General features: G+C 69.8%; 11 protein-coding genes. 1 reads left to right on the top strand and 10 read right to left on the bottom strand.

Annotated elements, in window-relative coordinates:
- Positions 1 to 3: 3 nt before the first annotated feature.
- From ACIBVN_RS12540 to ACIBVN_RS12515, 6 genes are all read right to left on the bottom strand, one after another.
- The gene (locus ACIBVN_RS12540; protein ID WP_397135576.1) at positions 4 to 813 is read right to left on the bottom strand and encodes a carbohydrate ABC transporter permease; all 810 of its coding nucleotides are present in this window, start codon (positions 811 to 813) and stop codon (positions 4 to 6) included.
- Positions 810 to 1,724: a carbohydrate ABC transporter permease gene (locus ACIBVN_RS12535; protein WP_397135574.1), complete on the bottom strand. Its 915-nt coding sequence runs from the start codon at positions 1,722 to 1,724 to the stop codon at positions 810 to 812. Before ACIBVN_RS12535 ends, ACIBVN_RS12540 begins: the two co-directional genes overlap by 4 nt.
- The gene (locus tag ACIBVN_RS12530) at positions 1,724 to 3,058 is read right to left on the bottom strand and encodes an ABC transporter substrate-binding protein (protein ID WP_397135572.1); all 1,335 of its coding nucleotides are present in this window, start codon (positions 3,056 to 3,058) and stop codon (positions 1,724 to 1,726) included. The genes ACIBVN_RS12535 and ACIBVN_RS12530 overlap by 1 nt, the downstream gene beginning before the upstream one ends.
- 130 nt (positions 3,059 to 3,188) lie before the next feature.
- Positions 3,189 to 4,412 (bottom strand): hypothetical protein, encoded by a 1,224-nt coding sequence (locus ACIBVN_RS12525; protein WP_397135570.1) that lies wholly within the window; start codon positions 4,410 to 4,412, stop codon positions 3,189 to 3,191.
- Complete coding sequence (locus ACIBVN_RS12520; RefSeq protein WP_397135568.1) at positions 4,409 to 5,170, bottom strand: hypothetical protein; 762 nt, start codon at positions 5,168 to 5,170, stop codon at positions 4,409 to 4,411. The genes ACIBVN_RS12525 and ACIBVN_RS12520 overlap by 4 nt, the downstream gene beginning before the upstream one ends.
- 3 nt (positions 5,171 to 5,173) lie before the next feature.
- Positions 5,174 to 6,181, bottom strand: coding sequence for a hypothetical protein (locus tag ACIBVN_RS12515; RefSeq protein WP_397135566.1), 1,008 nt, complete (start codon positions 6,179 to 6,181; stop codon positions 5,174 to 5,176).
- A 140-nt stretch (positions 6,182 to 6,321) separates the two neighbouring features.
- Between ACIBVN_RS12515 and ACIBVN_RS12510 the strand changes: the two genes are divergently transcribed.
- Positions 6,322 to 7,104, top strand: coding sequence for a hypothetical protein (locus tag ACIBVN_RS12510; protein ID WP_397135564.1), 783 nt, complete (start codon positions 6,322 to 6,324; stop codon positions 7,102 to 7,104).
- Between the two features lie 98 nt (positions 7,105 to 7,202).
- Here the strand turns inward: ACIBVN_RS12510 and ACIBVN_RS12505 are convergent, their stop codons facing one another.
- From ACIBVN_RS12505 to ACIBVN_RS12490, 4 genes are all read right to left on the bottom strand, one after another.
- Positions 7,203 to 9,035: an ABC transporter ATP-binding protein gene (locus tag ACIBVN_RS12505; protein ID WP_397135562.1), complete on the bottom strand. Its 1,833-nt coding sequence runs from the start codon at positions 9,033 to 9,035 to the stop codon at positions 7,203 to 7,205.
- Complete coding sequence (locus ACIBVN_RS12500; RefSeq protein ID WP_397135560.1) at positions 9,035 to 10,870, bottom strand: ABC transporter ATP-binding protein; 1,836 nt, start codon at positions 10,868 to 10,870, stop codon at positions 9,035 to 9,037. Before ACIBVN_RS12500 ends, ACIBVN_RS12505 begins: the two co-directional genes overlap by 1 nt.
- Positions 10,871 to 10,975: 105 nt before the next feature.
- A complete protein-coding gene (locus ACIBVN_RS12495; protein WP_397135558.1) occupies positions 10,976 to 11,407 on the bottom strand; it encodes a pyridoxamine 5'-phosphate oxidase family protein in 432 nt (143 codons plus the stop codon).
- A 27-nt stretch (positions 11,408 to 11,434) separates the two neighbouring features.
- Positions 11,435 to 12,862, bottom strand: a complete 1,428-nt coding sequence (locus ACIBVN_RS12490) for a DHA2 family efflux MFS transporter permease subunit (RefSeq protein WP_397135556.1) — start codon at positions 12,860 to 12,862, stop codon at positions 11,435 to 11,437.
- Positions 12,863 to 12,894: the final 32 nt, after the last annotated feature.

The following is a 12,894-nucleotide window of genomic DNA, read 5'->3' as shown; positions in this document are numbered from 1 at the left end:
ATATCAGCCTTTCAAGCCGCTACGAGAGATGCCTTCGATGACGTACCGCTGGGTCAGCGCGAACAAGATCAGCACCGGCACGCTCGCCAGCACGGCACCCGCCATGATCACGGGATAGTCGATCGTGTAAGCGCCCTGGAGGATGGACAGCCCAGGCGGCAGCGTGAAGTAGTCGGGACTGAAGATCACGAAGACCGGCCAGATGAAGTCGTTCCAGTTGCTCATGAAGCTGATCACCGCCAGCGTGGCCAGCGCCGGCTTCGACAGCGGCAACGTGATCCGCAGAAAGATGAGCCAGTGGTTGGCCCCCTCCATGAGCGCCGCCTCGTCCAGCTCGCGCGGCAGCCCGAGGAAGAACTGCCGCAGGAAGAACACCCCGAACGCCCCCGCCGCCCCCGGCACGATCAGCGCGGTCAGGCTGTCCAGCCAGCCCAGCTGGTCGATGATCAGGAACTGCGGGATGAGGAAGACGAACCCGGGCACCAGCAGCGTCCCCACGATGACGCCGAACATCAGCCTCTTGCCCCGGAACTCCAGCCTGGCCAGCGCGTACGCGGCCAGCGACGAGACGAACAGGACGAGCAGCATGTGCCCGGTGGCGGCGATCAGGCTGTTGAGGAACCAGCGCAGCACCGGCGTCTGCGTGGTGCCCTCGAAGAGCCTGCCGTACGCGTCGGTGACCGGCTCGGCGGGCCACAGCGTCGGCGGCACCCGCGTGGCCTCGCCCTTGCTCTTGAACGAGGTGCCGAGCGCCCACAGCAGCGGCGCCACGAAGACCACGGCCAGCGCGAGGAGGACCGTGTAACGCCTCACGACCGCCCCCTGAAGAGCCGGAAGTTGAGCACGCTGACGACGATCAGGGCGAGCGTGAGCACGTAGCTCATCGCGGAGGCGCTGCCCATCTTGTACTGGCTGAGCCCCACGTCGAGGATGTAGAAGATCGCGGTCCTGGTCTCCGCGCCCGGCGCGCCCTGGGTCAGCAGGTACGACTGCCCGAACATGTTGGCCGACGCCAGAATCGTCGTCGTCACCACGAACAACGCCACGGGTCGCAGTCCGGGCAACGTCACGTGCCGGAACTCGGCCCACCGCCCTGCCCCGTCCACCTTGGCGGCGTCGTACAGCTCCCGAGGTATGTCCTGCATGCCCGCCAGATAGATCACACCGTTGAACCCCAGCGTCCACCACACGGTGACCCCCACGAGCGCCACCCACGCCCAGGGCAGCGAGGTCGTCCACGCGATGTCGGTGCCGAGCAGCCAGTCGACGAGGCCGAGGTTGGGGTCGAGCAGCAGCCGCCACATCAGGCAGACGACCGCCACCCCGAGCACGTACGGGGCGAAGAACAGCCCCCGGAAGAACGTCCGCCCCCGGAACGGCCGGTTGAGCAGCAGCGCGATCCCGAGCGGCAGCACCACCAGGAACGGCACGCTGAACAACGTGAAGATCCCGGTGGCCCGCATCGACGTCCAGAAGTCGTCATAGACGGCCGACGAGGGGTCGAACAGCGCGGAGTAGTTCTCCAGGCCGACGAACGGCTTGCCCTCGAGCAGGTAGTCCCAGTCGTGCAGGCTCACCCAGATCCCGAAGACGGCCGGCGCCAGCACGAAGACGCCGAAGAGCACGAGGTACGGAGCCATGAAGAGATAAGGCGTGGCCCGCCCGGACCAGGTGAGCGCTCCGGACCTGGATTTCCGGGCTGTTGTGACGGTGAGCGTGGCCATCAGGCGCCGTACTTCTTCCGGTTCTGCTCGAGGATCTTGTCCGCCTTGGCGGCGGCCTCGGCGAGCGCGTCCTTCGGGCTCTTCTTCAGCAGGATCGCCGCGTTGACCGCCTGGTCCACGACCGCCGAGGCGTCCCCGATCCCCGCCACGGACGGCAGGAAGTACAGGTAGTCGATCTGGGAGCCGATCGCCGCCTGCTCCTTCAGCGCCTTGAACTCCGCGCCCTCGCGGATGGACCTGCGTGCCGGAACCTGCCCCGCCTTGGCCCACTCGATCGAGTGGCCGCTGATCCAGTTGATGAACACCTTTGCCGCGGCCAGCTTGTTCTGGTCGGGCTTGCGCTGCCTGAAGACGACGAACTGGTGCGAACCCGCCCAGGCGGCGGACTGCGTGCCGATCTGAGGCAGCGGCGCCACGCCCCATTCCAGGCCCTTGACCTCGCGCAGCGTGTTGATGGACCAGATGCCGTTCCAGTTGAAGGCGGCCTTGCCGTTCTGCAGGGCGATGAAGTCGGCGTCCTGGCCCACGTTCTTGGGGCTGTAGCCCTTGTTGACCAGGTCGACCAGCCAGGTCAGCGCCTGCACGCCGGGCTCCTCGGCGAAGCGCGACACGCTGGCGTCGTCGGCGAACAGCCGGCCGCCGTTCTGGTGCAGCAGGCTGCCGAACTGCATGCTCCCGGTGAAGGGGAACGGCGTCGCCCAGTGGCCCTGGATGCCGGCCTTCTTCAGCTTCTCGAGGGCGGCCAGGTACTCCTCGCCGTTCTTGGGCGGATTATCCGGATCGAGCCCCGCCTGCTCCATGACCGTCTTGTTGTAGAACATGCCGAGCGGATGCACGTCCAGCGGGATGGAGTAACGCGCTCCCTTGTACACGCCCGCCTGCCAGACCGGGGGCGAGAAGTCGGCCTCGGTGAGGTTGAGCGCCTTCGCCACGTCGTCGAGCGGCAGGACCACCTGGCGGGCGGCGTTGGTGGCCACGCTGTCGACGTGCATGATGCCGATGTCCGGGCCCTGACCTGCGGAGACGGCGGCCGGGACCTTGGTGTAGTAGTCCGACCACTGGTAGACGTTCATGGTGACCTTGATGTTCGGGTGCTCGCCGTTGAACTGCTCCACGAGCCGCTTCATGAACGGGCCGTCGCCGCCGGTGAAGCCGTTCCAGAACGCCAGGGATACGGCGGGGCCCGTGTAGGTCGTGGGAGCGGCCGTCGCCTGCGCGCCCGTCTGCTGCTGTGCCGCCTTCCGCGGCCCTCCGCCCCCGCCGCATCCGGTGAGGACCAGAGCGCCGAGACCGAGACCGAGCGCGCGCCGCCGGGTGAGGCCATCCAGGGACATCTTGCATCACACTCCTGCTGCCCTTGTGGTGATGCCTCGTTCTACATCGTTGTATCCAACGTTGTAAACAGTGGCCGGGAGATTTGTTACATCGTTGTAAATCGGAAGTGGCCCGGAACGATGCCGGTCGTCACAGGTGCTTCCTCAGGACGAGTCCGACAACAAGTCCCTGCGCTCCGAGCGAGTACACCGCTCCCGCGGCCCCGGCGAACGGGATCACCAGCGCGCCCAGCACAGTCACCACCGCCCAGGCGAGAACCACCGCCTTCGCGCTGTTGCGCATCCCGGCCTCACCGGTGTTCTCCAGCACGAACATCCCGAAGCTCGCCAGCGCGTTGCCCGGCAGCAACGACGCCAGCAGGGCGACCAGCACGACCAGCGAGCGGGTCCCGGCCAGGCCGCCCGCCAGCGCCGCCCCCGCGAGCACCAGCCAGAGGCCACTCCCCCAGACCGACACCCGCACGACACGCCGGACCAGCGCCCGCGTCTTCGCCGCCGCGCCGGACTGTCCGTCCACGCCCATCCGTAACGCCAGCCGGGGCTGGTAGATCCGCTGCAGCGTGTAGACCACTGAGACGGCGAACCCCCACCCCAGTGTCATGAGGTAGAGGTCACCGCTCTGGTCCGCGTACGAGGTGAGTGACAGCTCCACGAAAAGTGTGCCGATCGTGGCATTCGCCATCACATCGGCCGCACCCATGAGCACCGCCGTGCGGGCCAGGACGCCGCGCAGCATGCGGTGCGGTGCGCCGCCCCCGCGTGGCAGACCGCGTACCAGCACCATGTTCAGGGTCGTGACCAGGGCGAGTAGCCCGACCAGGTAGCCGGCGGGCGGCAGCGGCACGGCGAACGCCAGCCACGCCATGCCGAGCATGCCGAAGCCGAGCAGCGAGGAGTACGCCGTGTCCCTGGAGTACCTGCTGAGGGCCCGGTGGACGGCCACGCCGAGCATCCCGCAGCCTACGGCGACGTAGTAGGCGGCAGCCAGCAGGAAGAGCGCGGCCTGGGAACCGGGGGCGAGCAGGAGAGCGACGGCGGCGGCCGCGACGAAGGGCAGCGGGACGTACGCGACGACCGCGCGCAGCATGCCGGCGATCTGCTCGCGGGTACGCCGGGCCCGCGGGATGAGCGTGAGTGCCGCCTTCTCCGGCCCCGACTCGACCAGCATGCACAGCCAGCTCGCCGCCCCGATGGCGGCCGCGTACCGATTGAAGTCCTCCTGGCTCCACGCGGCGACCAGCACGCCCGCGGAGCCGTACAGCAGGAGGCGGAAGGTGGCGCGGCCGCCCAGCAGCATGAGAAGACGGCGCGGGCCGATGCGATGCGCCTCGGCCGCCGAGGGCCGACTGGTCACCCGGCGTCCAGCTCGGCCGCCACGGCCTCGCGCAGCGGGCGGGCTCCGCTCTCCAGATAGGCGACCAGCGCCTGGCGGACGCGTTCGTCGCCGAACCGCTCCAGGACGCCTGTCACGGATGGCCCCTTGTCCACCCCGAACAGCGCCCGGAAGAGGGCCCTGACCTGGTCCGTGGTGTACCAGTCCCGCGCCGCGAGGAGGGCCTCGACCTCTTCACGGGCCGGGGGCGGGGCGGGCCGCGCTTCCAGCCAGGTGGTGGACCGGCCCACTGTGGCGAGCCAGTGCCGCACGTGGCCGACCCGTTCGAGGACGAAGTCCGCGCCGCCCAGCCTGGCCGCGGCGAGCTCGGCGTCGTAGCAGGTGGCGCGTAACGCACCGCAGACCTTGGAGAACGCGGGGACACCGGCGGGCAGCCGATCGACGGGGAGCTCGCTGACCCGTTCGACGGTGGCCCGCGCCTCCGGCGAGCTCCTGGCGGCGGCCACGAGGGCGTCGAAGTCCTTGTACCAGCGGGCGAGCGTCACCCGGTCCGGCGCGTCGGTGACGGGATCACGCTCGCGCACCCAGCGGACCATACGTTCGGGCATGAACGCCGACAGCGGGTCCCGGCCGATCGGCGCCGGCCGTTCCGAATCAATGATCGCGTCTCTGAAGACGGCGCCGCAGGACCGGCAGGAGTAGCGAGGCCGGCGCGGGCGTCTGGTGATCGGCACGGGGTGCGGGTGGCCGCACTGCACGCAGGTCATAGGGGCGTCCACGGGTCAGCAGGGTACGGCGATCGCCGATGAGGAAACCAGGTCCGCGCCGAGGGAGCGCTTGATCTCCCCTTTCCCCTTGCCGAGGACCAGTCCGGACTTGCCCGCCTTGATGGCCCATTCGACCATCCGGACATAGAAGTCGAAGTACAGGTGCTTGCGTCCCCCGTCCTCCGGCGCCAGCGCGCCCCAGCTCAGGCAGATGGGCCAGGTCGGATGGTCCATTGTCAAGGCAAGCCCGATCAGCCGCCTGCCGTCGCGGTAGGCGACCGCCACGACCTCGTCACTGGCGACCAGTCCGTCGAAGTACGGTTGCGGCAGCGGCGCCAGCGGGAAGAGCCTGTTTCGGTACTTGAGGTCGTTCTCCGCACGTAGGACAGCGGCCTCCGCTCCCGTCACCAGTTCGTGAGCCGGGCCGACGCCGATCGACAGACCCGGATCGGCGGCGAGGCGCCGCGCCCAGCTTCTCAGCGAGGCCCCGCGGGTCCCGCCGAGCCAGGCGTACCACTCCTCGATGCCGGTCCACGGGGTGGCCAGCCGGGCCAGTGGCGCGGTCGGCAGCCGGACCTTGACCACACCGGGCAGCTGCGCGGATTCGCCGGGCGGCACCTCGCGCCACAGGACGCAGCGCCAGCCGGGGCCCAGCGCCTGCCGCACGCCGCGCACGTAGGCGTGCAGGAGCTCGCGGCGGTGCTCCGGCTCCGGGTCGCCGGTGAACCACCAGCCCTTCTCGGAACGACTGCCGGGCACGTGCACGTCAACCACCCCCGCGACGTCGCGACCGCGGGCGTACGAGCCGCGCCGGGGCCGGATGCCGCGTAAGGACGCCAACACAGTGCCGGCCGCGATGCCTCCTTCGCTGAGCACGGCCAGGAGCACCGGCGCCTGCGCCGCCCACGCGTAGGCCCGCAGCAGGTCGTAACGCCAGGTCACGTACTGGCCGGCGGCGCGGCGCAGCTGCTCCCAGCCGGGCGGCTCCGGGTCGTGACGGGGGTCAAGGAGTTCCAGGTGCACGTGACCGCTTTCATGGCACACCATGACAACATGGGCACAAACCAACCTTGATCAAGATAGCGGCTGAGGTGGCATGAAGCACCTGAGAGGTGGCATGAAGGGCCGTTACATCTGCGGGCGACGCGTCTCCCGTGGCCGCGATGCTCGCTGAGTTCTCGGCGGTGCGGTGGGAGCGGGCCTACCGCCGGGTGGCCGAGACCGCTTTCCTGCGCGTGCCGTTCTACCGCGACCAGTGGGTGGCCGCGGGCCAGGCGCTGAACGAGCCCGAGCCCACCAGATCCGCCGCGCTGGCCGGCCAGCTCCACCGGCTGTGCCCGTTCGCGCGGCCGTACGACGCCTCTCGCGAGCCGTCGCCGTGGATCGGCGACGGGCGGGACCTGCGGGCGGCGCTCGCCATGGTGGCCGCCCCGCGGGGAGCGCCTGTGCTGGAAGTGCGCGCCGCCGTGCTGGACCGGCGCACTCTCGGGTGGACCGGCCCGCGGTACGGGGTGGTGCTCGCGCCGGACGCGAAAGTCGTGGACGACGGGCGCCGCCGGAAGCTGAATCTGCCGGCGCTCGCGCTCGCGACCGACGCGGGGCAGGCGATCCTCGTGGGCGAGCGGTCGGCGCTCGATGCGGTCCTGACGGAGTTCGGCGGCATTCGGGTGATCACCGTGGAGCGCATGACCGCCGCGCGGGCCGTACAGGAGCAGGGGGTCGCCTACGATCCGCACCTCGGCTACTTCGCCGCCACTGTGCACAGCTGCGGAAAAACCCACCTGCTGTGGCGCCGCTTCCACGCCCGTCCGGCCGGCGGGATGCTGGCGGTCACGGCGCTGCGCCGCACGCGGCCCGTGCTGCTCGACGTGGTCCCGGACGGCGGGGACACGCTCACGACCGCCGCATGCCCGAGGCACGGCACACCGATCATCGAGCTGCGCTGACCCTTCTCCCGAGCCCGAACGGAGGATCAGCCGACCCCCACGTCCCGAGCCCGAACCGAAGACCAGCCGACCCCCACGTCCCGAGCCCCAACCGGCGGTCAGCCGGCTCCGGTGCCCGCAACGGTGACGAAGCCGGTGCCGGCCCGGTAGTGGGGCGACTGGTGCCGGAAGTAGGTGTTGTAGACCTCGCAGTAGCGACCGCCGCGGGCCAGCAGGGTCGCGTGGTCGCCCTCCTCGACGATCCGCCCGTGATCCAGCACGATGATGCGGTCGACGTGCTCGATCGTGGACAGCCGGTGCGCGATGACGATGGACGTCCGTCCCGCGAGCACCAGGTCCAGCCCCTCCTGGATCTGGGCCTCGGTCAGCGGGTCGACGCTGGCCGTGGCCTCGTCCAGCACCACGATCGCCGGATCCTGGATCAGCAGCCGCGCCAGCGCGACGAGCTGCCGCTGCCCCATGGACAGGGCACGCCCGTGCTCGCCCACATCCGTCTGCAGGCCGTTCGGCAGCGCGTCGATCCAGTCGCCGCCCCCGACCGCCGCCGCGGCCACGCGCACCTCCTCGTCGTCCGCGTCCGGCCTCGGGTAGCGGATGTTGTCGGCGACCGTGCCGCTGAACAGGAACGGAGCCTGCGGCACCGCGCCGATCTGGCTGCGGTAGGCGCCCAGCTCCAGGGTGCGGATGTCACGCCCGTCGATCAGCAGCCGCCCTTCCTGGAACTCGTAGAACCGGGTGATCAGCTTGCTGAGCGTCGACTTCCCCGCGCCGGTGTGGCCGACGAGCGCCACGGTCTCTCCGGCCTCGATGAGCAGGTCGAAGTCGCGCAGCACCGGGTGGTCGGGGTCGTAGCCGAAGGTGACGCCCTGGAACTCGATGCGGCCCGCCAGCCGCCCCGGAGGCTCCGCCGCGGTCTGCACCACGCGCGGCGGGGCGTCGATCAGCGCGAAGACCCGCTCGGACGCGGACAGCCCCTGCTGGAACTGCGACCAGAACGCGGCGATCGACGTCAGCGGGAACCAGAAGAGCGAGACTCCTTGCAGGAACAGGTACCAGTCGCCCGCGGACAGGCTGCCGCCGAGCACCGCCGAGCCGCCCAGCTGGACGAGGCCCACCGTCGCGAGCCCGGCCACGAGGAACAGCACGGGGAAGATGGTGGAGAAGACGAATCCCTGCCTGAGCGTCACCTCGTAGCTCTGCCGGTTGATGGGCCGGAACTCGTCGTAGACCTGCTGCTCCTGGCGGAAGTTCTTCGCGACGGCGATGCCGCCCATGGTCTCCTGCAGGTTGGCGTTGACCCGGCTCAGCGAGCGCTGCGCCCTGCGGGTGCTGATCCTGGCCAGGCGCCGGAAGACCAGCGCGAGGCCCACCACGACCGGCACGATCAGCAGCGTCAGCAGGGCCAGCTCGACACTGCGCACGAACAGCAGGACCGTGACGAAACCCACCATCAGGGTCTGGCTGATCAGGTCCATGGTCAGCGTGGACACGGTGGCGAAGTCGTCGGTGTCGGACGTCACCCGGCTGACGATCTTGCCGGAGGGCGTCTCGTCGTAGAACGACAGGTCGCGCTCCAGCACCGCGTCGAACGCGTCCTCACGCAGCCGCAGCACCACGTCGCCGGTGACCCGCGCGCTGTATTTCTGCCGGACGTAGTTGAAGACCCAGGAGAGCGCCCCAGCGACCAGGATCCCCACCGTGAGCAGCCAGCCGACCTGTCCGATCGTCCCGTCGGCGAGCGCGTCGACGGCCAGGCTGCCCAGTGTGGGGATGGCCGCCTGGCTCGCGGACACGAGCACAATCATGCCGGCGACCAGCAGCATCGTCCCCAGCTTCGGCCGGAAGTAGGAGGCGATCCGGCGCAGCAGGTCGCGGTCGTTGTAAGTGCGGTCGTAGTCCTCGGCGTCGAGGCCGTCCATGATGAAGCCCATCAGCGCACCCCTCCCTGCTCCCCAGCCAGGACGCCGTCCTCGGCGCCCGCTCCGTCCAGCTCCACCTCGTCGTAGTGCGCGAAGATCCGGCGGTAGAGGCGGCTACGCGCGATCAGCTCGTCGTGCGTGCCGAAGTCGACGACCTCTCCCCGCCGCAGCAGCAGCACCTTGTCCGCCCACCGGATCTGGGACAGGCGGTGGGTGATCAGCAAGGTCGTACGGCCCTCGAGGATGCGCCCGATCGCCTGCTGGATCTTGTCTTCCGTCGCCGAGTCGATGGCGCTGGTCGAGTCGTCGAGCACGAGGATCGCCGGATCGGTCAGCAGGGCCCGCGCGATGGCCAGCCGCTGCCGCTGCCCGCCGGAGAGCGTGACCCCGCGCTCGCCGATCACGGTGTCGTAGCCGTCGTCCAGCTCGGCGACGAACTCGGCCGCCTGAGCGTCCTCCGCCGCCCGCACGACGGCCTCGTGATCGGCCCGCTGCCCCAGGCTGAAGCCGATGTTCTCGGCCACGGACCGGGAGAACAGCACGATGTCCTGCTCGATGGTGGAGATCTGCGACCGCAGCGAGTCGAGGTCCCACTCGCGCACGTCCACGCCGTCGATGAGGATCCGCCCGGACGTGACGTCGTAGATGCGCGGCACCAGCTTGGTCACCGTGCTCTTGCCAGACCCGGTCTCACCGACGATCGCCACCGTCTCCCCCGGCTGCACGGTGAACGTCACCCCGCGCAGCACCGGATCCTCGTCGTCCTCATAGCCGAACGTCACGTTGTCGAAGACGATCTCCCCGCTGATCGGCGCGGCGTGCCCGTCGGCCCGCTGCTCGATCTCGCTCTCCGCGGTCATGATGCCGAGGATCCTGCGCGCGGAGACGATGCCGATCTGCATCAGCGAGAACGTGAAGATCGACATCTGCGTCGGGAACCCGAGCATGCCCATGAGCCCCATGAACGCCACCAGCTCCCCGACGGTGATCGCCCCGGTGCTCTGGAGATAGAGGGCGTGCCACAACGCCCCCGCCATGGCGAAGGCGAACAGCAGGGTGGGCAGGTAGCGGGCCTGCACCAGCCCGTTATGGACGAACGAGTCGCGATAGCGCCGCGCGTTGGCCCGGAACCGCCGCCGTTCCTGCCCTTCCTGCGCGGTCACCTTGATCACCTCGATGCCCCGCACGGCCTGGTTGAGCCCCGCGTTGAGGTCGCCGAACTGCTCCCGCATGCGCGTCGCCACCGGGTTGAGCTGCTTCATGTAGCGCCAGAGCGCGATCGCGAACACGACCGCGAACACCCCGGGCGCCAGCAGCAGCCGCAGGTCGATCGCCCCGATGAAGAAGATGGGCACCAGCCCGGTGAGCCCGGAGTCCACGATCAGGTCGGCCCCGGGCGTGATCATGATGGAGAGCTGCCGGATGTCGTTGGCGGCCCTGGCCATCAGATCGCCGACCCGCTGCCGGTTGTGGAAGGTCTGGCTCTTGCCGAGCAGGCTCACGTAGAGCTCGGCGCGCGCGTCCCGCTCCAGCCGCTTGGCCAGCACCTCGCTCGACAGCCGGGCGACGAGGTCGAACAACCCGCGGGCCAGCACGATCGCCAGCAACGCCAGCGCGATCAGCCCGAGCGCGTCCAGCGGCTGCCCCCGCTTGCCCAGCACGGCGTCGAAGGCGTCACCGGTGAACTGCGGCACCATGGCGTTGAGCACCACCATGACCAGCGACCCACCGAGGAACCCGGCGAGGTGGAGTGGATGGCGGCGCACATGGGACCAGAGCCAGCGAACCGGGCCGCGCCGGTTGTAGCGCGGCCCGGAGACGGAGAACTCCGAACTGCTGGTGGTCACGGGCAGGCCCTCCCCGGGCGCGAGCTTGCGGGTATTCGAGCCTGCTTTCTATCACCGGTCACCGACAGTTTCCCATCGGTTTTCCGGCCGCCGCCTGACGTGCGGTCAGGAGATGTCCAGGGCCGTGCCGTACAGGCGGGAGACCTTGATCCTGATCACGACGCGGCCCTCGCGCGCCTGTTGCTCCAGGTAGGCGACGGGATCGGCCTGATCGCCCGCGAAGGCCAGCAGCTCCACGGAACTGCCCGACACCTCGGCCTCCCCCTCGGCCACGGCGAAGGACCAGACGTTCGGACCGCTCACGTGGAGGGCGACGTGCGGGTCGTTGCGGACCTGCCGGGCCTTGAGCCGGTCGGCCGTCGTGGAGATCCGGATGATCCGTTCGGCGGGATCCCACCGGTAGAGGACGGTTGACATGGCGGGGTGCCCGCTGCGCCTCACTGTCGCCAGCACGCCGAACTGCTGCTCGTCGAGGAGTTTCACCAGCTCCTCCTCGGTCAGCGAGCGGGGGGCGGGACCTGACTGCTTGTCGTTCATGTTCTCTCCTGTCAAGTCGTTCAGGGTTCAAAGGGTGGCGAGCGCGGCCTGCTCGGCCTCCGGAGCCGGAGCCGGGCGGCGCAGTACGGCGAGGCTGACGACAAGGGCGGCCACGAGGAGCCCGGCGGAGACCATGAAGGCCAGCCGGTACCCGCCCGTCAGCGCCGCCGCCTCGGAGGCGCCGGAGGCGAGCAGGACGCCGGTGCGCGAGGCGGCGAGCGTGGACAGCACCGCGACGCCGAGCGCCGCGCCGATCTGCTGAGTGGTGTTGAACAGCCCGGACGCCAGCCCCGCGTCGTCGGCCTTGGCGCCGGACATGCCCAGCGTGGTCAGCGAGGGAAGCACCAGCCCGCCGCCCGCGATGAGCAACATCACGGGGAGCAGGTCCACCACGTACGAGGCCTGCACCGGCACCCGGGTGAGCCAGCCCATCGCCCCCGTCAGCAGCACCAGACCGGCCACCAGGACGGCGCGTGCGCCGAAGCGGTTGCTGAGCCGGGCGGAGACGAACAGCGACACCCCGCCGATGGCCACCGCCGCGGGAAGCATCGCCAGCCCTGTGGCGAGGGCGCCGTAGCCGAGCACCTTCTGCATGTAGAGGGCGACGATGATTTGGAAGGCGAACATGCCCGACAGCGCCAGCATCTGCACCAGGTTGGCGCCTGAGACGTTGCGCGAGCGGAAGATGCGCAGCGGCATGAGCGGCGTACGCGCGACCGCCTGGCGGACGAGGAACGCGGCCAGCAGGACGAGCGACACGGCGCCGAGGCCCAGCGTGTGGGCGGCCAGCCAGCCGTACTCCTCGACCTTGACGACCGTGTAGATCCCGAGCATCAGCCCCGCGGTCACCAGAACGGCGCCCAGGACGTCGGCGCCCGCGGCCAGCCCCGCGCCCCGATCGGCCGGGAGCGCCTTGATCGCCAGCGCGACGGTGGCCAGCCCGATCGGCACGTTGATGAAGAAGATCCAGTGCCAACTGAGCACGTCGGTGAGCACCCCGCCCAGGACCTGCCCGATCGAGGCCCCTGCCGCGCCGGTGAAGCTGAAGACGCCGATGGCCCTGCCCCGCTCACCAGGCTCGGTGAACAGCGTCACCAGGATGCCCAGCACCACCGCCGAGGCCATCGCGCTGCCCACCCCCTGCAGGAAACGCGCGGCGATCAGCAGACCGGGGCCGGTGGCCGCCCCGGCGAGCAGGGATGCGGCGGTGAAGACCACGTTGCCGGCCAGGAACATCTTCTTCCGGCCGATGAGGTCGCCCAGCCGGCCGGCCAGCAGCAACAGTCCGCCGAACGCGATCAGGTACGCGTTGACGGTCCAGCTCAGCCCGGCCGGGGTGAAGCCCAGATCGTGCTGCATCGAGGGCATGGCCACGGTCACGATGCTGCCGTCGAGGACCGTCATCAGCATGGCGGCGGACAGCACCACGAGGGCGCGGAGTTTTGAATGCGACATGGTCTCTCCTGTTCAGACGCAACAAGAGAACC

Origin of the sequence: Nonomuraea sp. NPDC049400, assembly GCF_044466425.1 — a bacterium.
In the GTDB taxonomy this organism is placed as follows: Bacteria; Actinomycetota; Actinomycetes; order Streptosporangiales; family Streptosporangiaceae; genus Nonomuraea.
The sequence above is the reverse complement of the archived record's forward strand: the minus strand, read 5'-3'. Positions and strand labels throughout refer to the sequence as shown.

Coding starts and splice junctions, on each gene's coding strand:
- ACIBVN_RS12535 (WP_397135574.1), bottom strand. CDS start 1,724: ATGGCCACGCTCACCGTCACAACAGCCCGGAAATCCAGGTCCGGAGCG.
- ACIBVN_RS12530 (WP_397135572.1), bottom strand. CDS start 3,058: ATGTCCCTGGATGGCCTCACCCGGCGGCGCGCGCTCGGTCTCGGTCTC.
- ACIBVN_RS12510 (WP_397135564.1), top strand. CDS start 6,322: ATGCTCGCTGAGTTCTCGGCGGTGCGGTGGGAGCGGGCCTACCGCCGG.
- ACIBVN_RS12505 (WP_397135562.1), bottom strand. CDS start 9,035: ATGGGCTTCATCATGGACGGCCTCGACGCCGAGGACTACGACCGCACT.
- ACIBVN_RS12495 (WP_397135558.1), bottom strand. CDS start 11,407: ATGAACGACAAGCAGTCAGGTCCCGCCCCCCGCTCGCTGACCGAGGAG.
- ACIBVN_RS12490 (WP_397135556.1), bottom strand. CDS start 12,862: ATGTCGCATTCAAAACTCCGCGCCCTCGTGGTGCTGTCCGCCGCCATG.